The following is a 22,159-nucleotide window of genomic DNA, read 5'->3' as shown; positions in this document are numbered from 1 at the left end:
GATGCCGGCGATGAGCAGGATGCCGGCCGAGATCAAGATGCTGGCGAGCGTGACGGGGCCGGAGGAGGCCGCCGTCGCGCTGGCGGGAGGCGCCGACTTCATCGACCTCAAGGACCCGTCGAAGGGCGCGCTCGGGGCGGTGTCGCCCGAGATCCTCGCCGCGACCATCGCCGAGATCGCCGGCCGCCGGCCGGTCTCGGCCGTCGCCGGCGATCTGCCGATGGAACTGGAGGCCGTGCGGGCCGCGGTCCTCGCGCGCCGAGAAGCCGACTTCGTCAAGGTCGGGCTGTTCCCTTCTACCCGAGCCGCACGGCGGGCGGTGATCGCGGGGCTCGCCGATCTGGCGGAGGAGATCCGGCTGATCTCGGTGTTCTTCGCCGACGGCGACCCGGATTTCGCCTTGCTCGACGATCTGAAGGCCGCCGGCTTTCACGGCGCGATGATCGACACGCTCGGCAAGGACGGCGGTGGCCTGCTGAAGCATATCGCGGCCGGCGCGCTGGCAGGTTTCACCGCCCGGTGCCGGGCACTCGGCCTCGTCAGCGGGCTCGCCGGTTCGCTGGAAGCCCCAGACGTGCCGCGGCTCGCCGTGCTCCAGCCCGACTATCTCGGTTTTCGCCGGGCGCTGACCGGCGGGGCGCGGGAGGCGGCGGTCGATCTCGGCCGCATCGAGGCGCTGCGCAGCCTCATCACCGCCGAAAGCCGGCAGGCCGAGCAGGGCGGCAACGATCGCGACGACGCTACCGACGCACTGGAGGGCGCCGAGACCGACCTGATCTTCGTGCGCAACTTCGTGCAGGAGATGGAAATCGGCGCCTATGGCTTCGAGCGCGGCCGCCGGCAGACGGTGCGCTTCTCGGTCGAGGCCGACGTCGTCCGCGCACCCGTCCGGCCGGGCGAGATGGCCGACATCTACTCCTACGACCTCATCATGGACGCCGTCCGCAGCCTCGTCGCCTCCGGCCATACCGACTTCGTCGAGACCCTGGCGGAAGAACTTTCGGCGACGCTTCTCGGCGACCGGCGGGTGCGCGCGGTCATGGTGAGGGTGGAGAAGCTGCAGCTCGGGCCCGGTGCCGTCGGCATCGAGATCCGGCGGCGAAGGCGCAGCTGAATCCTCCGACAGGCTGCAAACCTGCATGGCTGACGGGCAAGCCTTGCCGAATGAGCCTTTGCCAGCCGCCCTTATGCCGCCATATGATAGCCGGAGAGCGGTCACGATCCGAACGCGGCCGCAGCACATCATCCCGCCGTGTACTCCCCACCGCACGGCCGGTGAACAGGGCGCCGCAGCTGCGGCGAAGCCGACATGGACAGCATTCTCGTCGTCAAGCTCGGCGGCAGTTCCGCCGCATCCCCGGATTTCCTGCGCTGGATCGAGGCGATCGAGAAGGCCACCGGGCCGGTCATCATCGTGCCCGGCGGTGGCCCTTTCGCCAACACCATCCGCCGCTACCAGCCGAAGATGGGCTATGACGACGATGCCGCGCACCACATGGCGATCCTCGCCATGGAGCAGTTCGGCCTCGCCCTCGTCAGCCTCGGCACCCGCATGGTGCCGGCGTATTCGCGCGAGGAGATCGACCAGCTGCTGGCCGACGGGCGCATCCCGGTGTGGATGCCGGCTCGGACAGTGCTCGGCGTGCCCGAGATCATCCGCGACTGGTCGGTGACCTCCGACAGCCTGTCGGCCTGGCTCGCGGGCCGGCTGCCGCAGTCGAAACTCCTGCTGGTCAAGCAGATCGACGTGCCGCAGCATTCCTCGCTCGAGGCGATGCAAGGCGCGCAGATCGTCGACGACAGCTTCATGTCCATGCTGCAGCCGGGGACCGTGGTCTATGTCGCCGGGCCCGAAGATCTGCCGCTCGCCGGCATTCGGCTTGCCGAAGGCCTCGTTCCCGGCCATGAAGTGCCGGGGCGGCCGCATCTCCTGGATGCCGCGCAGTAGACGTCAGGAAGCGACAGCGAGATCATGCCGGCCGAAAAGCTTCTGTTTCTGACCGGCCATCTGGCCTTGCCGCGGCTGGAAAAGCTGCTGGGCGACCTCGGCCAGACCGACTTCGAGTGGGCGATCCACGACATCGGCGTCAAGGTGGCGGCGCTGATGACCGGCGAGATCATCCTGCGCCGGCTGAAGAAGCCCGTCATCGCCGACCGGGTGATCGTGCCCGGGCGCTGCCGCGCCGATCTCGACGCGCTGTCGCGGCATTTCGAGGTGCGTTTCGACCGGGGCCCGGACGAACTCGTCGATCTCCCGGCCTTCCTCGGCCGCAAGGGCGCGCCGCCGGATCTGTCGCGTCAGGACATGCGGATCTTCGCCGAAATCGTCGACGCCTCCGCGCTGACCGCGGGCGAGATCGCGGCGCGGGCGGTGGGGATGCAGGCGGCGGGCGCCGACGTGATCGACCTCGGCTGCCTGCCGGACACGCCGTTTCCGCATCTCGAGGAAACCATCGCCGAGCTGAAGCGGCACGGCCTGCGCGTCAGCGTCGATTCCGCCAGCCGCGAGGAGCTGACGCGGGCGACGAAGGCCGGCGCCGACTATCTCCTCAGCCTCAACGAGGAGACGCTGGACATCGCCGGGCTGGGCGACGCCGTGCCGATTCTGGTGCCCGCGGTGCCGCACGACATGGCTTCGCTCGACCGCGCGATCGCGCGCGCGCGGGAAATGGGCATCGCTTTCGTCGCCGACCCCATTCTGGATCCTATCCACTACGGCTTCTCGGCCTCGCTGGTGCGCTACCACCAGCTGCGCGAGCGCCATCCCGAGATCGAGATGCTGATGGGGACCGGCAACCTCACCGAGCTGACGGATGCCGATACCTCGGGCGTGACGGCCATGCTGCTCGGCGTCGCCTCCGAGCTCTACATCCGCAACCTCCTCGTCGTGCATGTCAGCCCGCACACGCGGCGCACGATCGAGGAGCACGACGCGGCCAGGCGGATGATGTACGCCGCCCGCGCCGACAGCGCCTTGCCGCGCGGCTATTCCAACCGCCTGCTGCAGGTGCACGACACAAAACCCTTCGCCTCGACGCCGGACGAGTTGTTCGCGCAAGGCGCCGAGGTGCGCGACCGCAATTTCCGGATCGAGACGGCGGTGGACGGCATCCACGTCTACAACCGCGACGTCCACCACGTCGAAACCGATGCCTTCGAGTTCTACCCGAAACTCGGCGTCGAGGACGATGCGGCGCACGCCTTCTACCTTGGCGCGGAGCTGCAGAAGGCGGAGATCGCCTGGCGGATCGGCAAGCGCTACGCGCAGGACGTGGCGCTCGACTTCGGCGTCGCTGCGCCGCGACCGGACGGCGATCGCACCCGGCTCGAGGCCGCCGGCCACACGCTGAAGCCGAAGACCGGCGAGGCCGGGGCGCGGCCGGTGGGGGAGGCCGGGGATGCCGGGGCGCAGGAGACGGGGGAGGCAGGGGAGCCAGGCGGCGCGCGGCTGGAAATTCCGGCCGAAGCCCGCGAGAACGACTGACCGCGAGAGCTGCAGAAGCCGCCAGCGCAGAAAAAGTTCCGGGAGGACCGATGCCGTACATCCGCGAGACCATCATCACCACCGTCGGTGCCGACGGCACGGTCCACATCGCCCCGCTCGGCATCATCGAGGACGGCGCCGGCTGGATCATCGCGCCTTTCCGGCCGTCGCAGACCCTCGCCAATCTCGAGGCCAACGGCATGGCGGTGGCGAACTACACCGACGACGCGCTGGTCTTCGCCGGTTGCCTGACCGGCCGCAAGGACTGGCCGCTGGTAGCGGTGGAAGGCTGTCTGGTGCCGCGGCTGGAGGCCGCCTTGGCGCACGATGTCTTGACGGTGCAGCGGGTCGACGGCAGCGACGAGCGTCCGCGCTTTCATTGCACGGTGACCGCCGCCGGTCAGCACGCGCCGTTCCAGGGCATGAACCGCGCCAAGGCCGCGGTTCTCGAAGCCGCGATCCTCGTCAGCCGCCTGCACATGCTGCCGCGCGACAAAATCGAGGCCGAGATGGCCTACCTCAACATCGCCATCGAGAAGACCGCCGGCGATCGCGAACGGCAGGCCTGGTACTGGCTGATGGAGAAGATCATCGCGCATCTGGCGACGGCGGAGGCGGGTTAGCTTTCTGCAATTCTTGTGGTTCAATGGCGTATGGGTTTATATGTGGAACCGCAGCGACATCGCCTTCACCATCGTCGACGACATCAGCGATCATCCGGTTCTCACGGTGGCGGTGGATACGCCCGATGGACGTCTCTGGATAATGGCGGAAGCCGAGGAAGTTGGGCGATCCTTGCTGCTGCATCGCTTCCACATCCAGGCGGCGGCGATTCCAAGGTTAAACCTCGGCCTCCGCAAGCTTCGGCTGCTGGCTGACTTCGCGATGGAGGCCATGGACTATGACGAGATCGTCGTTGAGGGAGCGGTTCCCACGTCTGGGGCCAATCCAGGCCGTCGACCTGGTGCGAGACGGTTCGCCCGCCGTCCTGGCACTGCGGCCATGCGCCGGCATCGAGGGGATTGAGACGATCGCGGCGACCTTGGTGCTGGTTCGCCGGGGGCTGACCCTTCTACGGGCCAAGCGCGCGATCGAGGCCGTCGTGGAAACCGGTCGGCACGTGGTCGAAGTTCCCTTGCTCGACGATATCGCTGTCGTGGCCGCGGAACTCTCCGCGCAGGGTATTGCCGCGCGCGCCGTTGCAAGCGCTCCGGTCGATGCCCGAGCGGTTCGTCAAAGCCTTGGTCTGACGCAGGAGCAATTCGCCTTGCGGTTCGGCCTCGATGTCGATGCCCTCCGCAACTGGGAGTATGGTCGCCGGTCGCCGGACAGGGCGGCCGAGAGCTATCTGCGGGCGATCGCGCGGTTTCCGGCGGAGATCAGCCTCGCGCAGGAGGAAGAGGCGAGCTGATGCCCCGCCATCACCCCGCCTTTTCCGCCAGCAGCGCCAGCGCGGCGGCGGGGGCGGCGCGGCAGGTGGCGTCGCGCAGGTCCGAGCGGCAGTCGAGGAGGTCGGCGAAGTCGACGACGCCGCGGTCGAGCCGGGCGGCGAGGCGCTTCAGCACAGAGCGACCGGCGCCGGCGACGACGACCGGAGCGTCGTCGGACAGTTCGCCGCGCGACAGCACCAGCAGCGCCGCATCGTGGATGCGCCGGATCTGCGCCTCGGCGAAGGCGCGGGCAAGGTGCTCGAAGGCGTCGGGCGTGGCTTCCGCGGCATCGCGGCCGATCATCCGCGCGAGGCGGGCGCGCGAGGCCTCGGCGGTCTTCTCCTTGCCGTCAGCGGCGGGATGCTGGTCGTCTGCCTCGTCGAGGCTGCCGAGCAATCGCTGGACGTCGGCCATGCCCGCGAAGAACTCGGCCATGATCGGCGTCGACCGTCCCCGGAACGGCACATTGCTGGCGACCGCCATCAGCGCCGTGCGGGTATAGCCCTGGTAGACGAGCTCGCCGGTCAGCAGCCGCTCGGCATCGGTATGGCCCTTTGCCAAAACGACGCCGCCCCGGACCGGCACGAGGTCGGTGGTGGTCGAGCCCATGTCGAGGAAGAAGGCCTCGTCGATCCTCTCGGCGGTGAGCGCGGCGCTCGCATGCCAGTTGGCCGAGGCGATCGCCGCCGCGTGCTCGCCCAGCCGGAAGGCCGGGACGAGGCCGGCGCTGCCGGCATAAAGGGATAGGTCGGCACCGAGGCTCTCGGTGAGAATGCCGGTGATCGCGCGCACGCCCTCGTCGCGGTCGGCGAAGATGTCGGAGAGCTCGCCGGTCATGGTCACCGCGTGGCGGTCGACCGGGCCGATACGGGCGAGGATCGACGTCAGCGATTCCTCGAGATGGTGCAGGCCCTTCCAGATCGGCGTCGGCTCCTGGTAGACGGCGACGATCTCGCCTTTCTCGGCCAAGGCAGCCTTCAGATGCGCGCCACCGACATCCCAACCCAGCGTCTTCATGTCCTGCCCCTCGAAATATCCGCGGTCTGGTATAAAGCGGCTCCTGCGGGAAACCAACCGGTCGGTGGCGACCGCGCGCATCTGCCCTAACATTCGGATCGTTCGTCGGGTGGTTGCGCAAGCTTCGAGAATGAGAGCCGCTCTCGGGCGAGCGACGGCACGCAGGACGCTGCAGGAGACGAGAGAGATGCGGATCATCCCGGTGCTCGACCTGATGGGAGGGCTCGTCGTGCGCGGGGTGATGGGCGATCGCGCCGCCTACCGCCCGATCACGACGCCGCTTGCCGCCTCGGCCGACCCGCTGGCCGTGGCGCGCGGGTTGTCTCGCCTCGGCGCGTTCGAGGCGTTCTATCTCGCCGATCTCGACGCCATCGAGGGGCGGGAACCCAACCAGCAAGCGGTATCGGCGCTCTGCGCGGCGTTTCCGTGGGCCGACTTCTGGCTCGATGCCGGCGTGCGCGACGCGGCATCAGCGCGTCGCCTCCTCGAGAACCCGCAGGTGACGGTGGTGCTCGGCAGCGAGAGCGTCGAGAGCGCCGGCGTGGTCGCCGAGCTCGTGGGGGAGCCGCGCGTGGTGCTGTCGCTCGACTACCGCGGCGAGAATTTCATCGGGCCGTCCGATCTGGAACGGGAGGCGCGGTTCTGGCCTGCCCAAGTGATCGCCATGACGCTCGCCAAGGTCGGCAGCGGCGCGGGGCCGGATTTTGGCCGTCTGCGCGAGATACGGGCGCGCGCCGGAGGGCGGGCGATATTTGCTGCAGGCGGCGTTCGCGGCGCGGCGGATCTGTCGCTGCTGGCGGCGGCCGGGATCGACGGCGCGCTTGTCGCCTCGGCGCTGCACGATGGCCGTCTCGACAGAGCGACGCTGGCAGCGCTGGCGACGCCCAGCGAAGGCCGGGCGCCGTCGGGCGCATAAAAAAAGGGGCCGAAGCCCCTTTTCTCGTATCACTGGAAACCGAAGATGGCGGCCAATCGCCGGAGAAGGCCGGCTTTCATTGCAGGCTGTTGATCTTCTCCGGGATGGTCTCTTGTCTAGGCGCCGGCGAACGGATGTGACGCCGAGCCCTTCTTGGCGACGACTTCCTTGGCGGTCGGCGTGCCCTTGATGGCGCGCTCGATCGACTCCTTGGTGGCCTGGTAGTTGTATTCGCGGATCTTGGCGTCGTCCGCGGCTTCCCAGTGGATGAACACGCCGACGCAGATGAACAGGTCATCGGCTTCGTCGGCCGGGATGGTGCCGTCCTCGACGCTGTCGGCGACGGCACGGGCGACCGCGGTCTGGGCCGGTCCGAACATCTGCACCGCCTGGCGGGCATCCTTGATCGTGACCTTGTTGAACATCAGGGTGTTCGGCTTGCACGGCAGGTTCGGGGCGACCACCGCGAGGAGCGAGGTGAAGCCGTCCTTGTTGTTGGTCAGCGAGTTGCAGAACGCGGTTTCCGCGGCGCTGCCCCGGGGGCCGATGATCAGGTCGATGTGCGCAACCTCGTTGCCCTCGCCGACCAGCGATTCGCCGACCATTACCTTGTTGATGACTGCCATGGTGTTTCCTCCAAAATTGACAAAAAAGCCTCCGGCGCCCTGCTGGGCCGGGGTCACAAGTTCCGTATTTCGGGACAAAGTTATGCCGCCGCATCGAGCGGCATTGATCTCTGGCTCCCTCCCGAACGCCGGACCTCAAAGTCCGGCACACGGCTATCCTTGTTCGCGGCGTCCCCTGCGGGACCGGTTGGCCAGATAGCTACCAGGGGGACATGGCCCCCGGCATTCGACAGTCAATCATTCAGGGCCGCATTCTTCAAGGCGTCTGACGAGTTCTTCGGTGAAAAGGCTGGCAACGGTCAGATCCGCGGAAGTGCCTGGATTGAGGCCGCGCTGTTTCAGCCGGGTATCGGCACCGAGCAGCGCCGCCTCGCGGGCGGCGCGATCGGGCAAGGCGGTAAGGCTCCGTCGGAGCTCGCCCATCTCCGCCTGCAGCGCCTCGGCCGTCGGCGAGCCGAACTTCCGGCCGACATGGCTGTCGGGAAACTTCTCCGCGAAGGCGAGGAAGCAGGCGATCGCCGGCCACATCCCGGTCTCGCCGGCCTGCCGTGCGGTCGCCAGCGCCGGCAAGCCGATGTCGAAGATGCCGGCAAAGCCTTCCGCATACTGCCGGGCGACGAGATCGCGCGGCGCGGCTATGCGCATCGCCTCGACGAGGCCGATGCGCGGCGCGGCGCGGACGTCATGCGCCCCGTCGGTGCCGAGCCCGCCGGGGGAGGCGCGGGCGATGGCGCGAAAGGCGTTGGCCGCATCGTCCGGGGTGAGATCGCCGAGGACGCCGCCAACCGCCGCCCGCAGCCGGTCGGTCCCGTTGCCGCGGGCGGATCCCGCCCCACGTTCGGCGCTCACCCGTTCAGTCGCGGCAGCGAGGGGGGCGGCGAGGAGCAGGATGCCGAGATTGGTGTTCATGCCGACGGCGGCCCATGTCGCCTCGACGGCGGCGAGAACGCGCGCTCCGGCGGGCGTGCCGGCCGCGGCGATCGCCGGGGCGGAGACGACGGCGCTCCGCTCGAACACGCCGACATCCATGCCGTGGCCGCCGGCGAAGCGGTGGACGTTGCCGGGCTTCAGCGCGTCGAGTTCGGCCCGGCAGGCCAGGAGATAGGCGTCGGCGATGGTCTCGGACGAGAGCATCAGGGGGCCCGGGCAAGGCTCGCCGGGCAATGGCCGGCGTCCCGGCCGGCTAGCCGTTCCAGGAGGTCGGCGACGCGCCGCGCGGGAATGTCGATGCCGCTCGCCTTTTGAAGGCCTGTCCAGGCCGGCATCGAGTTGACCTCGATCACCTGCGCCGCGCCGGCCGAGTCGCGCAACAGATCGACGCCGCAGAAGTCGCCGCCGACCGCCTCGGTCGCGGCGATCGCCAATGCCTCCAGCTCCGGATCGGCCGGCATCGGCAAGGCCGCGGCGCCTTGCTTGATGTTGGTGATCCACTGCCCGGCCTGGCGCATCATGCCGGCGGCGACGCGGCCGTTCGAGACGAGGATGCGGTAGTCGGTGAAGAGGCCGTTGCCACCGTGCCCGGCGAAGCGCTGGAGATAGTAGACGCCGGCGATCTCCGCCTCGGACGGCAGGTCGTCCGCCGTGTGCAGCAGGCGCAAGCCCTTGCCTTGCGCGCCGAACAGCGGCTTCAGCACCAGCGCGCCGTCCTCGCCGTCACAGATGCGCGCGGCTTCCTGGAGGCTTTCGACGGTCCAGCTGCGCGGGCTCGGCAGGCCGGCACGGGCGAGGAGAAAACTCGTCATCGACTTGTCGACGCAGCGCTCGATCGAGGCTGCATCGTTGGACACGAGGACGCCGAGCCGGCCGAGCGCGTGCAGGACGCCGAGGCGGCGGGTCACCTGCTCGAAGCTGCCGGCATCGAGCGTGCGCACGCAGACGGCATCCGGCAGGTCCTCGCCGAAGTGCGGCATCACCAGCCCGTGCCGGGCCTCGGTGTCGTAGGCGATGTCGGCGAGCTCGATCGCCGCCACTTCCGCGCCGGCTGCCGTGAAGGCGGCCAGCATGTCGCGGGCATGGCGGTCGAGATCGGCGGTGACGAGGGCGATGCGCGGCGCGGGCCTTGTAGCGCCGGGCCACGGCGCGAGGGCTTCGGCAGCGCTCACGAGAAGGAGGCGTCGAGCAACGCCGGATGAACCCCGCCGGCGCGGAAAGTCTCGCCGGTCTCGAGCGCGACCACGGCGACCTCGGCCGGGCTGAACAGGCTCGGGTCGATCTTGTAGAAGTCGCCGTCGTACTGCTGGAAGATCTTGGCGAAGGGCGTGCCGTAGTCGGCGGAGTTGCTGCTCGGCAGCGCCTCGGCCAGCGCCTTCGCCTCGGAAGCCGGGCCGGTGACGTGGAGGAGCACGCGGCCGCCATAGATCACCGCGTCGTTGGTGCGGCCCATGGCGGTGATGAAGTCGGGGTGCGGCGGCGGCAGCGGCACCGTGCCGATGCCCGACTTGATGCGCGACAGGTCGAAGGCCAGCGTGTGCACCTTGTGCAGGGCGACCTCGACGACGCGGCCGATGATCTGGACGGTGCCGGCAAGGCTCTGCGTCGGCGCATAAAGGATGGTCAGCCGGTCCGGCGCGACCTTGCAGTCATCGGCGATGCGGCGGACGAGTTCCTCCGGCGGCGGGCTGCCGGTCTCCAGCACCAGGATCGCCCGCTCGTTCGCATCGGCATAGGCGATGTCGGCAAACAGCGTCTCTTTGCCGGCCAGCGCCCGGGCGGGGCCCGAGCCCATCGAGAAGTAGTTGCCGACCTCCGAGGTCAGCTGCCAGCCGGCATACTGGCTGCCGAGGCAAGCGAGCACGGGATCCCAGGTCTCGACCGTCAGCGCGAAGGGATAGCGCGGAAGGCTGGCGTCGGCAACGAGGCTGGCGCGGCCGAGCCCGCCGAGGCAGATCTCGGTCAGCAGCCGGCCGGCCTCCAGGCTGCCGAACGCCACGGCGCCGGCATCGACCAGCGTTTCGCCGGCACTGCCGGTGGAGACCGCCACGCCGAGCGAGTCCGCGCGGTCGATGAGCTCGGCGACGAGCCGCTCGGCGCCGCGGCCGACCGAGGGGGTGCGCGGGCCGCGCGCGGGCATCTGCGGATGGGTCATTGCGGCATTCCCTCGATCGAATTCTTGATGGCGGCGAGCCGGCTGGCCAGAAGGGCCATGGCGGCGTCCGGTGTCTCACCGTCCGCCTTCAGCGTGCAGATCGGCTCGCCGTAGCGGATGACGGTTCCGGGCATCGGCCGGTCCGACACGAAGTCCGGCCAGGCGACACTGCCGATCGTCAGCATCTCGGCCTCGCTGTAGGCAAAGCCCGCGGCGCGGATAGGCGTCGCCGGCGGCGTACCCCCGGGGCCCGGCAGCCGGCCGGCGCAGGCATCGAGGTGGATCGTCAGGAGCGGCGCACCCGGCCGCTCGAACACGTCCATCGAGGCGCCGGGGCGCGGGTTGATCTCGAGGAGGACCGGCGCGTCGCTTCCGTCGAGGATGAAGTCGGCGCTGCAGATGCCGGCCAGCGCCGGAATCGCCGCGGCGATCGCCGCGATGGCGCGGCCGATGCCGTCCTCCAGGCCTTCGCGCAGCCGAACCGGGCCGCAGGCGCCGCCATAGCGGAACGGCTCCGTCGGGCTTGGGCTCGGCCATTGTTCGGAAAGCCCGAGGATCTCGGCCCGTCCGCCGGCTGCGACGAAGAGCGCCGAGCGCCGGTCGCCGGCGACGAAGCGCTGGTAGTAGCGGTCGGGGGCCGGGTCGCGGGTTGCCAGCGTGCCGATGTGCAGTCCTCCGGCCGCGCCCGCCCGCTTGCTCAGCCAGTGCGTGCCGCCGTCCGCCTCGGCTTCCGGACGCTCGCGCTGGGTTTCAGGATGGCGAATGCCGTTTCGGCTGCACAGCCCGGCGAAGCCGAGCGGGTCCTTGAGGGTCCGGACGGTGTCGCCGGTATTGCCGAGCAGCGGCCAGCGCGCGGCGATGGCGTCGATCAGCTCGGGCCGGTCCTCGAAGCCCGGACCGCAGACGACGCCGACGGGATCGCGCCCGGCCGCCAGCGCACCCAGCGCTGCCAGCAGATCGTCGCCATCGAAGCCATCGACGAAATCGCCCTCGACGGTGCGGAAATCGGCGACGAGATCGCGCAGGTCGTTGTCGGCGAAGAGGTCGGCGACGAGCGGCGTATAGCCGGCCGCGCGCGCGCTGGCGGCGAGCGAGCGGCCGGAGAAGGTGGCGATGAGCAGGAAGGGTGCCGCCATCAGAGCTCGGGGACGAGCGTGCGGGCGAGGGTGAACGCGTCGCGGAAATCGAGCGCCAGTACCTGGTCGGCCTCGATCATCCGCCGGAACAGGCCGGATTCGGTCTGGTACTTGACGTTGCCGATGGCCAGCGCGCCGACGCCGAGGATCGAGGATCCGGCGATGGGCTTGCCCATGTCGAAGACGTCGACGCCCTCGATGCCGGACGGCGGCACGGCGTTGACGTCGGCGGCGGCCAGCAGCTTGGGGGCGGCCTTGAGGTTTTCCGCGGTGAGGACGCGCACGCCGGCCTTGGCGGCGGCGAGCACGATCTCGGCGCCCTCCAGCACCGCGGCCTTCTCGGCGTCCGTCGCGCCGTTGACCGCGGCGACGTCGACGCCGAAGCGCGCCTTCATCTCGTCCGCCCGGGCCTGCACCCGCGCGACGCCGCTGTGGCCGACAAGGGTCACCTCGGCGCCCTCGAGCGCGGCGATGACGGCCGAGCAGTAGCCGACGACGCCGGTGGCGCCGAACACGGCGATGCGGGTGCCGGCGAGTTCGCGGCCATGCTTCTCGCGCACAACCTTCTCAGTGCAGGCGACCATCGCGGCGGCGGTGGTGAAGGAGCCGGCGGGATCGGCGAAGATGTTGGTGCCGAACGGCGGCACCAACGCGGCCTTGGCGGCATCGATCATGTCGAGCGCCAGCACGGCGTCGTCGCCGCCGAAGAAGATGCCGGTCGAGACGCCGAAATGCGGCGGCCGGGAGAAGATCGCGTCCTGAACGAGGTCGGCCACCTCGTCCAGGGTCACGTTCTCATAGGGCACGATGACGTCGTAGCCGGCGTCGGCCGCCATGTTCACGTCGAACGGGCTGACATGCTTGTGCGGCGTCAGCATGTGCAGGATGTTTTTCTGGGCCATGTTTCCTCCAGGATTTTTTCGCCGGTTTGCCCGGCATTCTTGTTCGGGCGGCAGCGTTCAGGCGGCCGCTGATGTCGTGATGGTGGCGCCGCTGTTGCGCCCCTCGACGACGCGGATGTCGAGGCTCTCGCCGGCGCCGCGCACCTTGGCGACCATGGCGCGGGCCTCCTCGAGGCTGGCGGCGAAGGCGAAGCCGGTGGGTCCCCATGAGCTCTGGCCGATGCCGGTCGCGCCCATGGCCTTCAGCTGCGCCATGGCGCTGGCGACGCGCGGGCTGCTGAACAGGCCACCTTGCGCGGCCGCGAAATGCTCGCCGACATGGCGCTGGATTTCGCTCAGCGCCGCACCGAAATTGGCGAGGTCGGTTTCGACGAGGGCCGGCAGCAACTGCATCAGCACGAGGCGGCAGATCTGCGCCGCGGTGGTTTCGGGGAAGGCCGGCAAGGCGGCGAAGGCGTCGATCTCCTCGCTGCCCTCGAGGCCGTTGCGGGCCGGATCGATCACTAGGATCACCCGCCAGGCCTCGGGAAACCGCAGCCGCGCGATGACCGGCGGCGGCAGGTTCAGCGCGCCCTTGCCGCCGTCGACGAGAAACCCGCCATCGTTGAAGAAGCCCGCGCCGACGCCGGACCGGCTGCCGCGGCCGAGGAAGGCGGCATCGCCCTCCGGATCGAGCGGCATGCCGTTGAGCCGGCGCAAGGCCCCGGCCACCGCGAGCGCCAGCTGCGTGCCCGAGCCGAGGCCGGCATGCGCGGGAATGACGCTGGAAATCGCAAGGTGGTGGTGATGGTGGCTGATGCCGAGATGGGCGCGCATCGCCTCGATGTGCCAGCGGGCGCGCGATTTCTCCGGCCCCTCGACCACCGTCGCTTCGGCGCGGCGGAGGGTGAGGCGGGTCGATGGTTCCGACACGGCCATGCCGATGCCGCCGAACCGGCGGCCGAGGCCGCCCTGCATGTCCAGGAACCCCAGATGCAGGCGCGCGGGCGCTGCGACGCTGACGACGTCCGTTGTCACGATATGTCCTGTCTTCTGATGCCCGCTCAACTATTATTCTTCTTTGGCGAAGGCCGGCAAGGGGAGAAACCGAGGCGATGACGAACGAGGTCACCTATTGCGATGACGCGGTCAACGAAATCCTCCGGCGCGACCTGCCGCGCTGGCGGCTGGAGGACGGCTCGATCCGGCGGACCTTCAGGACTCATGGCTGGAAGGCCAGCCTGCTGGTCGTCAACGCCATCGGCCATCTGGCGGAGGCGGCGTTCCACCATCCCGATCTCCTCGTCTCCTACGCCGCGGTCGAAGTGCGGCTCTCCCACCATGAGGCCAAGGGGATTACCGACCTCGATTTCGAGTTGGCACGGAAGATCGAGGCGGTCATCGGCTGGCAGCCGGGCCGGGAAGACGGGGCGCTGACCGGGCCGCCGGACGACCCGCGCTTCGCCTATATCCGCTACGAAGACTGAGGCGGCGGCTGAGATCGCGGCTGATTCTGTGACGGCGCTTACGACCTGCCGCGACAATTTTTGTGCGCCGGGGCTTGGCGCTTGGGTGTCCTTGGCTTTAACTGGCCCCCGGGCGCCAGGAAGCGATGTCTTTTGGGCAATGTAGGGACTGACGGGCCGAGAGCGCCGCGGGACGGGTTGGACGGGGCGACAGCGCCTGTTGCCTGGATCGAAGGGGCCGGAGCCGCACAGGACGGAGCGATCGCGGCGGCAGCGCAGCTGATCGGTCGCAGCCGGATGCCGCTGTTCACCGGGCTGTCGACGGACGTCGCCGGTGTGAAGGCGGCATTGCGGCTGGCGAAGCTTTCGGGCGGCGTGATCGACCACGGCGCCTCGGACGCGCTCTACCGCAATATCGAGGTGCTGCGCGGCAGCGGCATGTTCCTCGCCGTGCCCGCCGAAATGCGCCGGCGTGCAGATCGTTTCCTCATCGTCGGCGGCGATGCCGCGACCCTTTCTCCGGACCTTCTCGGCTTTCTCTTCGATGGCACCCGCGATCTCGGACGAGACGGCGAGGGCGGTGGTGAACGGCGAATCGTCTGGCTCGGCGGGCCGGCCGATCCGCAGATCGCGTCCGGCCGCATTCCGGTCGAGGCTGTCGCCTGCGACATCGGCGATCTCGCCGATGCCGCGGCGATGATCCGCGCGGCGCTCGCCGGACGGCGTTTCGGCGACGGGCCGATCGACCGCGACAAGGCCGCCGAGATCGCCGCCTGGCTGAAAGGGGCGGGCTTTGCCTGCGTCCTCTGGTCCGCGGAGGGCCTGGACGCGCTCGGCGTCGAGATGCTCGCCGGCCTCGTCGCCGACCTTAACCTCACCACCCGCGCCTCCTCGATCCCGCTGGCCGGTCCCGGACAGGCCTGGGGGGCGGCGCAGATCGCCACCGCGGTGACCGGCTATCCGCTGCGGGTGAGCTTCGCCCGCGGCGACGCCGAGCACGATGCCTTCGCCTATTCCGCCGGCCGGCTGATCGCCGCGGGCGAGGTCGACCTCGTCGTCGACATCTCCTCGCTTGCCGCCTTCTCGGGCGCCGAGCCGAAAGGCGACGTGCCGCTGATCGTGCTCGGCACGCCGACGGCCGCCTCGGCCTTGCGGCCCGAGGTCGGCTTTGCCGTCGCCGAGATCGGGGCGGGGAGCCTCGTCTATGCCGACGAAATCGCGAGCTTCGTGCCGGTGGATGCAGACGAGGAGGAGGGCGCCGCGCCGGGCCATCTGCCGACGGCTGCCGCCATCCTCGACGCGCTCGCCGCTGCCCTCGAAGCCGGCCTCGGCGGTTCCGAGCGAAAGGCCTGACGATGCTGACGAAACTTTCCGGCGGCCATGTCGTCGATCCCGTCAACGGCCGCGACGGCATCGGCGACCTCTTCTTCGAGGACGGCCTGATCGTCGCCGCGCCGGGCGAGGCGCAGACGCCCGACAGGACCCCCGACAGAACGATCGACTGCACCGGCATGGTGGTGATGGCCGGCGCCATCGACATCCACTCGCACATCGCCGGCGGCCACGTGAACACCGCGCGGCTGCTGCTGCCGGAGTTCCACAAGGCGTTCAAGGCGCGGCCCGATGCGACGGCGCTGACCAAGGTCGGCTGGACCACGGAGGAGACCGGCACCCTCTATGCCGGGATGGGGTTCACCACGGTGGTCGAGCCGGCGATGGCGCCCTCGGCGGCGCTGCACGCCCATCTCGAGCTCGCCGACATCCCGATCATCGACAAGGCGACGCTGGTCATCCTCGGCAATGACGACTTCCTGCTGTCGCTGATGCGCGCCGGCGAGAGCGAGGCCGCCATCGAGGACTACGTCGCCTGGTCGGTCTCGGCGGCGCGGGCGCTCGGGGTGAAGACCATCAATGCCGGCGGGTCGGCGGCGTTCAAGGACAATGTTCGCGGCTTCTCCTTCGACGACACCGTGCCGGAGTACGGCGTCACCTCGCGGCAGATCGTCAAGACGCTGCAAGGCGCGGTGACGCGGCTCGGCATTGCCCACCCGCTGCATGTCCACTGCAACAATCTCGGCATTCCCGGCAGCAGCGCCGATGCCGCAGCTCAGACCATGGACGCGGCGGAAGGGCTGCCGCTGCACCTCGCGCACATCCAGTTCTACGGCTATGGCGCCGACGGCAAGCGCGCCTTCTCGTCGGAGAGCGAGCGGCTGGCCGCGGTCGTCAACGCGACGCCGGAGGTCACCGTCGACATCGGCCAGGTGATGTTCGGCCAGACCGTCACCGTCTCGTCCGACGCCATGCGCCAGTTCGGCGGGCGGGCCGGCGCGAGCCCGAAGAAGAGCGTGATCCAGGATGCCGAGGCGAACGGCGGCGGCGTCGTGCCGATCGACTACCGGCAAGCCAACTACTTCAACGCCCTGCAATGGGCGATCGGGCTGGAGCTGTTCCTCTTGATCGAGGACCCCTGGCGGGTCTTCTTCACCACCGACCATCCGAACGGCGCGCCCTTCACCGCCTATCCCGAGATCTTCGCCTTGCTGATGGACCGGGAGGTTCGCGCCCGCTGGATCGAGGCGATGCCGAAAGCCGCGATGCGGATGACCAAGCTGCCGGAACTCGCGCGCGAATATACCCTCGCCGAGATCGCCATCATGACCCGTGCCGCGCCCGCCAAGCTGCTCGGCCTTGCCGACCGGGGCCATCTCGGGCCGGGCGGCATCGCCGACGTCGCGGTCTACCGCGCCAGCCCGGACAAGGCGGCGATGTTCGGAAAGGCGGCCTACCTGTTCAAGGACGGCGACCTGGTGGTGAAGGACGGCGACGTGGTGGCGCGGCGGATGGGCAAGACCCTGTCGCTCGGCACCAAGGCCGACCCCGCCATGCGGCGGCGGCTCGAGGCCTATTACGACGAGACATACGGCATCCCGATGCGCTGGTTCGAGGTGCCCAAACATGCCCTCGGGCTCGGCGATCCATTCAAGGTGGTCCCATGGCAGCGCTGATCCGCAACGGCGTCACCATCGACGATACCTTCGCCGAGGCCTTCCCGATGAGCGGCACGGGGGTCATCGTCACCGCCGTCAACGAGCGCTGGGTGATGGCCGCGGCGCAGTCGATGACCGGCTTTGCCACCTCCGTCATCGCCTGCGGCTGCGAGGCGGGCATCGACCGGATGCTGTCGCCGGACGAGACGCCGGACGGGCGGCCCGGCGTGCGGCTGCTGATCTTCGGGATGGAGCCGGTGGGGCTCGCCAAGATGCTGGCGACGCGGCTCGGCCAGTGCATCCTGACCAGCCCGTCCTCGGCCTGCTATGCCGGGCTGGAGGGCGAAACGCGCATCGATCTCGGCAATGCCATCCGCTATTTCTCCGACGGCTGGCAGGTCTCGAAGAAGTTCGGCGACCAGCATTTCTGGCGGATGCCGGTGATGGAGGGAGAGTTCCTCTGTGAAGCGCAGACGGGGCTGACCGGCAAGGCGGTCGGCGGCGGCAACCTCCTGTTCCTCGCATCCGATGCCGCGCATGCGCTCCGCGCTGCCGAGGCGGCGGTCGACGCGATCCACGCGGTGGACGGCGCGATCATGCCGTTTCCCGGCGGCGTGGTGCGTTCGGGCTCGAAGATCGGCGGCAAGTACAAGGGCATGATGGCCTCCACCAACGATGCCTTCTGCCCGACGCTGAAGGGCGTCACCAACTCGGCCCTCGACCCGGAGATCGGGTCGGTGCTGGAGATCGTCATCGACGGGGTGACGTCCGAGGTGGTGGCCGAGGCGATGCGCGTCGGCCTGAAGGCGGTGGTCGACCTCGGCCCCGACAAGGGCGCGCTGCGGGTCAGCGCCGGCAATTACGGCGGCCAGCTCGGCCCCCACCACTACCACCTGCGGGATCTCGCACCATGAGCGGCCTGACCTTCACGCTGCGGCACGCGCCGGACCAGCGGCTCGACCTGTCCGCCCTGACCGCCGCCCGCCTCGCGGGGCTTGGCACCGCGGCGATCGCGGCGCTGCCGATCGGCACGACCCGTCGAGGCCTTGCCGTCGGCGACGTCTTCGCGGTCACCGGCGACGATCCCGCCGACATCCGCATCGTCGGCGGCTCCGAAAGGTTCGACCGGGTCGGCGAGAGCCAAGCGGGCGGGACGATCCTCGTCGAGGGCGATGTCGGCCAGCGCGCCGGGCGGGCGATGTCGGGCGGCACGCTGGAAATCCGCGGCTCGGCCGGCCCGTTTGCGGGCTCGGGCATGACGGGCGGCACGCTGACGGTGACGGGCGATGCCGGCGACGACCTCGGCGGTCCGCTGGCGGGCGAGATGGCAGGCCTCCGGGGCGGGACGGTGAACGTGCTGGGTGCCGTCGGTGCGCGGGCCGGCAACCGGATGCGCCGCGGCGTCGTGCGGGTCGGCGGATCTGCCGGACCGAATGTGGGCGCCCGTATGATCGCCGGAACGATCGTCATCGGCGGACGGGCGGCGCGCGGTGCTGGCATGCTGATGAAGCGGGGCACGATCGTTCTGGCGGGCGGCGCGGAGGCGACCGGGCCGACCTTTCTCGACAATGGGCCCGCCGACCTCCTGATCCTCCGCCTGATGGCACGGACTTTTGCGGCCGAACCGTTCGCCCATCCCCTCTTCGACGGCAGTCCGATGCGGCGATTTTCCGGGGATACCGCGGTCTCGAGCCTTGGAGAGCTGTTCCTGCCGCTGGACTAATCAGTATCCGGCCTCCGCTGTGTCGCATGGTTCGCGGACGCGTCAGGGCGGATCATAGAAAAACCGCCGGCACCTTTCGATGCCGGCGGTTTCAAAATGAGCTAGCGGCTCTCTGGGAGACGCCGCAAGACGAGCTTCCGCTAGCTGCCAAAGGCCTTGGTCAGCGCCTTGACGGCCATGTCTGTCGCTTCCTTCGCCTGCGGCACGATCGCCGCCATGCCGAAGAACTCGTGCGTGACGCCGTCATAGGTCTTCTGCTCGGTGGCGACGCCGGCCGCCTTCAGCTTCTCGGCGAGCATTTCGCCTTCCGACCGCAGCGGATCGATCTCGGCGTTGATGATCGTGGTCGGCGGCAGGCCGGAAAGATCCGTGCGGTTGACGAGATCCAGCCTCGGGTCGGACGCCTGGTCCTTGCTCTCGAAGACGTTGGAGACGAACCACTCCATCGCCTGCTTCGATAGCGGCATCGCGTCGGCGTTTTCGACATAGGACGGGGTCGTCATGTCCTTGCCGGCGACGGGGTAGACCAGCACTTCCGCGAGCGGCATGGCGAGCTTCTGGTCGCGGGCCGCGATGGCGACGTTGGCCGCCAGATTGCCGCCGGCGCTCTCGCCGACCAGTGCGACCTTCTTCGCATCGCCGTTGAAGCTGCGGGAATTCTCGATCGTCCACTTGTAGGCGGCGATCGCGTCCTCGTGCGCCGCCGGGAACTTGTGCTCCGGGGCATGACGGTAATCGGCCGAGACGACGATCGCCTTGGCGTTGGCCGCGATGCCGCGGGCGGAGGCATCATAGGTGTCGATGTCGGCGATCACCCAGCCGCCGCCGTGGAAGTAGACGACGACCGGGAACGGGCCGCTGCCTTCCGGCGTATAGACGCGGACCGGGATCTCGCCGGCGGCGCTGGGGATCATCATGTCCTTGGTCTTCACCGCCTTGAAGGCGGCATCAGGCTCGATGCCTTTTTCCTTCATCACGGCCATCGCCGCGTCCGCAGGTGTCGGACCTTTGCGGGTCGCCTCGACGGACTGCGTGCCGATCGGCTTGGCGCCGAGTTCCTTCAGCTTATCGAGCACGGACTTCATCTCGGCCGTCGGCTGCGCCATCGCCGGCTTGGCCATGTCACTGGCAGGGGCGGTCGCCGGGGCGGCGGTCTGCGCCAAAGCGGCGGTCGAGAGGAGCGTTGCCGAAGCGAGCGCCAGCGCCAGACGGGTTGCGGTCTTCATAAGGTATCCTTCGTAATGCCGATGTCGGATGGAGAACCGTGCATCTCCCGAATGCGTTCCAAGTCACTGAGCGAACAGAAACGTGATTGATTCTGAACGGTGTTTCGGCGCTTCAGAGTTGGGTGAACGGAACCAGAGGACGTCTCGGGCGTGCCTTGGCGTACGGGATGATGGTGGCGAATTCGAACGTCACGGTGGCTCGCAGGCCACGGCTTTGCTGGCGCTCGCGAAATCTTGAGAGATCTGGTGCGCGCGCGTGTCTTCCTCCACCGGCAGGCTGCTCTACGATGACGAATAGCGGGAGATAGCCCGGGACGATGCGGTGCTCTCCCTGTTCCTGCGGTGGGCACCGAAATTGGGCTGTTGGCCCAAGGAGCGCGAAATGATCGACCTGATCCTGTCCGTCTGCATGGTTTCCCAGCCGCAGACCTGCAAGGAAGAGCATCTCTACTACGAGAGCCGGGGCACGTTGACGCAGTGCATGATGCTGTCGTCACCCTACGTCGCCCAGTGGGCGGGCGATCACCCGCAGTGGAAGGTGACGAGCTGGAAGTGCGGTTGGCCGCAGGCCCGCAAGCAGCCGATCTGAACAGCGGCGCCACACCTGCCTAATATATAGGCAATACTGACATTGCAGCTGGCGAAGGCACGGGCAGCGAAGGCCCGGCAGCCCGCGGTTGCAAATTCTCGCGGCATTCCAACCGCGCGCAACGCCGTGCCGTGCCTTGCTCAGCAGTCGACTGACCATTTTGTGGCGGTTGAACTGCCCCTGTCCGCGATATGGCACGAGGCTTGCCAATCCACTTGCGAGGATCCGTCAGGGGGCGGGTCGGAACGTGTGGAGTGCGGGTATGTTTTCAGCGAAGAAGTGGCTGCGTGGGGCGGCAGCGGCCATGGCCCTCGGATCTCTCGGGGCGAACGCCGCCCTGGCGCAGGAGACTATCAAGGTCGGTGTGCTGCATTCGCTGTCCGGCACGATGGCGATCTCCGAGACGACCCTCAAGGACGTCATGCTGATGCTGATCGAGGAGCAGAACGCCAAGGGCGGCCTGCTCGGCAAGAAGCTCGAGCCCGTCGTCGTCGACCCCGCCTCTGACTGGCCGCTGTTCGCCGAGAAGATGCGCGACCTGGTGTCGGCCCAGAAGGTCGCGGCGGTGTTCTGCTGCTGGACCTCGGTCTCACGCAAGTCGATCCTGCCGGTCGCCGAAGAGCTCGACACCGTCGTGTTCTACCCCGTGCAGTACGAGGGCGAAGAGTCCTCGAAGAACATCTTCTACACCGGCGCCGCTCCGAACCAGCAGGCGATCCCGGCCGTCGACTACATGATGGAGGAAGGCGTCAAGCGCTGGGTGCTGGAAGGCACCGACTACGTCTATCCCCGCACCACCAACAAGATCCTCGAGGCCTACTTGCTGTCGAAGGGCGTCCCGGCCGAGGACATCAAGGTCAACTACACGCCTTTCGGCTTCTCCGACTGGCAGACCGAGGTTTCCGCGATCAAGGAATTCGGCGCGGCCGGCAAGAAGACGGGCGTCGTCTCGACCGTCAACGGCGACGCCAACGTGCCGTTCTACAAGGAACTCGCCAACCAGGGCATCACCGCCAAGGACATCCCGGTCATGGCCTTCTCGGTCGGCGAGGAAGAGCTCGCCGGCATCGACACCGCGCCGCTGGTCGGCCATCTCGCCGCCTGGAACTACTTCCAGTCGGTCGATACCCCTGAGAACGCCGCCTTCATCAAGGCCTGGCACGCCTACATCAAGAACGACAAGCGCGTGACCAACGACCCGATGGAAGCCCACTTCATCGGCTTCAACCTCTGGGTCAAGGCGGTCGAGAAGGCCGGCACCACCGACTCCGACAAGGTGATCGACGCGATGGTCGGCCTCTCCGTGCCGAACCTTTCCGGCGGCATGGCGACGATGGGCAAGAACCATCACATCACCAAGCCGACGCTGATCGGCGAGATCCAGGCCGACGGCCAGTTCGAGGTCGTCAAGGAAATCCCGGCCGTCGAGGGCGATGCCTGGTCGGACTTCCTGCCGGAGTCGAAGCCCTTGATCGCCGACTGGACCGACCCGATCCGCTGCGGCAACTACAACACAGAGACCAAGACCTGCGGCGGTTCCGTCAAGGCTAACTGACGCCTCCTCTCCCGCGCCGCTCCGGCGGCGCGGCC

At 68.8% G+C, this 22,159-nt stretch carries 23 protein-coding genes; 14 read left to right on the top strand and 9 right to left on the bottom strand.

The genetic code is table 11. The annotated features are described in order from the left end of the window. The first annotated feature begins 10 nt into the window (after positions 1 to 10). From ACZL02_RS12095 to ACZL02_RS12070, 6 genes are all read left to right on the top strand, one after another. Entirely contained in the window at positions 11 to 1,114 is a 1,104-nt protein-coding gene (locus tag ACZL02_RS12095; protein ID WP_472939849.1) for a (5-formylfuran-3-yl)methyl phosphate synthase, read from the top strand. A 195-nt stretch (positions 1,115 to 1,309) separates the two neighbouring features. After that, a complete protein-coding gene (locus ACZL02_RS12090) occupies positions 1,310 to 1,948 on the top strand; it encodes an amino acid kinase family protein (protein WP_472935974.1) in 639 nt (212 codons plus the stop codon). A 24-nt stretch (positions 1,949 to 1,972) separates the two neighbouring features. Then, positions 1,973 to 3,484 (top strand): DUF6513 domain-containing protein, encoded by a 1,512-nt coding sequence (locus tag ACZL02_RS12085; RefSeq protein WP_472939848.1) that lies wholly within the window; start codon positions 1,973 to 1,975, stop codon positions 3,482 to 3,484. 50 nt (positions 3,485 to 3,534) lie between these two features. Continuing rightward, positions 3,535 to 4,107 carry a DUF447 domain-containing protein gene (locus ACZL02_RS12080; protein WP_472939847.1) on the top strand — a complete coding sequence of 191 codons (573 nt, stop codon included), beginning with the start codon at positions 3,535 to 3,537 and terminating at the stop codon, positions 4,105 to 4,107. A 40-nt stretch (positions 4,108 to 4,147) separates the two neighbouring features. Next, the gene (locus ACZL02_RS12075) at positions 4,148 to 4,510 is read left to right on the top strand and encodes a hypothetical protein (RefSeq protein ID WP_472939846.1); all 363 of its coding nucleotides are present in this window, start codon (positions 4,148 to 4,150) and stop codon (positions 4,508 to 4,510) included. Between the two features lie 19 nt (positions 4,511 to 4,529). Beyond that, positions 4,530 to 4,895 carry a helix-turn-helix domain-containing protein gene (locus ACZL02_RS12070; RefSeq protein ID WP_472939845.1) on the top strand — a complete coding sequence of 122 codons (366 nt, stop codon included), beginning with the start codon at positions 4,530 to 4,532 and terminating at the stop codon, positions 4,893 to 4,895. 10 nt (positions 4,896 to 4,905) lie between these two features. Here the strand turns inward: ACZL02_RS12070 and ACZL02_RS12065 are convergent, their stop codons facing one another. Next, positions 4,906 to 5,931, bottom strand: a complete 1,026-nt coding sequence (locus ACZL02_RS12065) for a hydantoinase/oxoprolinase family protein (protein WP_472939844.1) — start codon at positions 5,929 to 5,931, stop codon at positions 4,906 to 4,908. 187 nt (positions 5,932 to 6,118) lie between these two features. Here ACZL02_RS12065 and ACZL02_RS12060 point away from each other — a divergent pair, with 187 nt between their 5' ends. Further along, positions 6,119 to 6,847 carry a HisA/HisF-related TIM barrel protein gene (locus ACZL02_RS12060; protein WP_472939843.1) on the top strand — a complete coding sequence of 243 codons (729 nt, stop codon included), beginning with the start codon at positions 6,119 to 6,121 and terminating at the stop codon, positions 6,845 to 6,847. Positions 6,848 to 6,963: 116 nt separating this feature from the next. On the opposite strand, the gene fae is transcribed toward ACZL02_RS12060, so the two are convergent. From fae to ACZL02_RS12025, 7 genes are all read right to left on the bottom strand, one after another. Beyond that, the gene (gene fae, locus ACZL02_RS12055; protein ID WP_472939842.1) at positions 6,964 to 7,473 is read right to left on the bottom strand and encodes a formaldehyde-activating enzyme; all 510 of its coding nucleotides are present in this window, start codon (positions 7,471 to 7,473) and stop codon (positions 6,964 to 6,966) included. Positions 7,474 to 7,710: 237 nt separating this feature from the next. Continuing rightward, entirely contained in the window at positions 7,711 to 8,607 is an 897-nt protein-coding gene (locus ACZL02_RS12050) for a triphosphoribosyl-dephospho-CoA synthase (protein ID WP_472939841.1), read from the bottom strand. Next, positions 8,607 to 9,575 (bottom strand): ATP-grasp domain-containing protein, encoded by a 969-nt coding sequence (locus tag ACZL02_RS12045; RefSeq protein WP_472939840.1) that lies wholly within the window; start codon positions 9,573 to 9,575, stop codon positions 8,607 to 8,609. The genes ACZL02_RS12050 and ACZL02_RS12045 overlap by 1 nt, the downstream gene beginning before the upstream one ends. Next, entirely contained in the window at positions 9,572 to 10,558 is a 987-nt protein-coding gene (gene mch / locus ACZL02_RS12040; protein WP_472939839.1) for a methenyltetrahydromethanopterin cyclohydrolase, read from the bottom strand. Before mch ends, ACZL02_RS12045 begins: the two co-directional genes overlap by 4 nt. Beyond that, positions 10,555 to 11,694: an ATP-grasp domain-containing protein gene (locus tag ACZL02_RS12035; protein ID WP_472939838.1), complete on the bottom strand. Its 1,140-nt coding sequence runs from the start codon at positions 11,692 to 11,694 to the stop codon at positions 10,555 to 10,557. Before ACZL02_RS12035 ends, mch begins: the two co-directional genes overlap by 4 nt. Beyond that, on the bottom strand, positions 11,694 to 12,596 hold the full coding sequence (locus ACZL02_RS12030; protein WP_472939837.1) for an NAD(P)-dependent methylenetetrahydromethanopterin dehydrogenase: 903 nt from the start codon (positions 12,594 to 12,596) through the stop codon (positions 11,694 to 11,696). Before ACZL02_RS12030 ends, ACZL02_RS12035 begins: the two co-directional genes overlap by 1 nt. Before the next feature lie 57 nt (positions 12,597 to 12,653). Beyond that, positions 12,654 to 13,613 (bottom strand): beta-ribofuranosylaminobenzene 5'-phosphate synthase family protein, encoded by a 960-nt coding sequence (locus tag ACZL02_RS12025; protein WP_472939836.1) that lies wholly within the window; start codon positions 13,611 to 13,613, stop codon positions 12,654 to 12,656. 77 nt (positions 13,614 to 13,690) lie between these two features. Between ACZL02_RS12025 and ACZL02_RS12020 the strand changes: the two genes are divergently transcribed. From ACZL02_RS12020 to ACZL02_RS12000, 5 genes are all read left to right on the top strand, one after another. Continuing rightward, positions 13,691 to 14,062 (top strand): 4a-hydroxytetrahydrobiopterin dehydratase, encoded by a 372-nt coding sequence (locus ACZL02_RS12020; protein WP_472939835.1) that lies wholly within the window; start codon positions 13,691 to 13,693, stop codon positions 14,060 to 14,062. A gap of 177 nt (positions 14,063 to 14,239) precedes the next feature. Next, the gene (locus ACZL02_RS12015) at positions 14,240 to 15,394 is read left to right on the top strand and encodes a hypothetical protein (protein ID WP_472939834.1); all 1,155 of its coding nucleotides are present in this window, start codon (positions 14,240 to 14,242) and stop codon (positions 15,392 to 15,394) included. A 2-nt stretch (positions 15,395 to 15,396) separates the two neighbouring features. Continuing rightward, a complete protein-coding gene (locus ACZL02_RS12010; RefSeq protein WP_472939833.1) occupies positions 15,397 to 17,049 on the top strand; it encodes a formylmethanofuran dehydrogenase subunit A in 1,653 nt (550 codons plus the stop codon). Then, positions 17,037 to 17,945 (top strand): formylmethanofuran--tetrahydromethanopterin N-formyltransferase, encoded by a 909-nt coding sequence (gene fhcD / locus ACZL02_RS12005; protein ID WP_472939832.1) that lies wholly within the window; start codon positions 17,037 to 17,039, stop codon positions 17,943 to 17,945. Before ACZL02_RS12010 ends, fhcD begins: the two co-directional genes overlap by 13 nt. Further along, positions 17,942 to 18,754, top strand: coding sequence for a formylmethanofuran dehydrogenase subunit C (locus tag ACZL02_RS12000; protein ID WP_472939831.1), 813 nt, complete (start codon positions 17,942 to 17,944; stop codon positions 18,752 to 18,754). The genes fhcD and ACZL02_RS12000 overlap by 4 nt, the downstream gene beginning before the upstream one ends. Positions 18,755 to 18,894: 140 nt before the next feature. On the opposite strand, the gene ACZL02_RS11995 is transcribed toward ACZL02_RS12000, so the two are convergent. Then, positions 18,895 to 19,980: an alpha/beta hydrolase gene (locus ACZL02_RS11995; RefSeq protein ID WP_472939830.1), complete on the bottom strand. Its 1,086-nt coding sequence runs from the start codon at positions 19,978 to 19,980 to the stop codon at positions 18,895 to 18,897. A 382-nt stretch (positions 19,981 to 20,362) separates the two neighbouring features. Between ACZL02_RS11995 and ACZL02_RS11990 the strand changes: the two genes are divergently transcribed. Continuing rightward, positions 20,363 to 20,569 (top strand): hypothetical protein, encoded by a 207-nt coding sequence (locus ACZL02_RS11990; RefSeq protein WP_472939829.1) that lies wholly within the window; start codon positions 20,363 to 20,365, stop codon positions 20,567 to 20,569. A 262-nt stretch (positions 20,570 to 20,831) separates the two neighbouring features. Beyond that, positions 20,832 to 22,124 (top strand): urea ABC transporter substrate-binding protein, encoded by a 1,293-nt coding sequence (urtA, locus tag ACZL02_RS11985; protein WP_472939828.1) that lies wholly within the window; start codon positions 20,832 to 20,834, stop codon positions 22,122 to 22,124. Positions 22,125 to 22,159 lie beyond the last annotated feature (35 nt).

It is taken from the genome of Mesocryomonas fontinalis (genome assembly GCF_055730125.2).
Note: the sequence above shows the minus strand (reverse complement) of the source record. Positions and strands in the feature narration are given on the sequence as shown.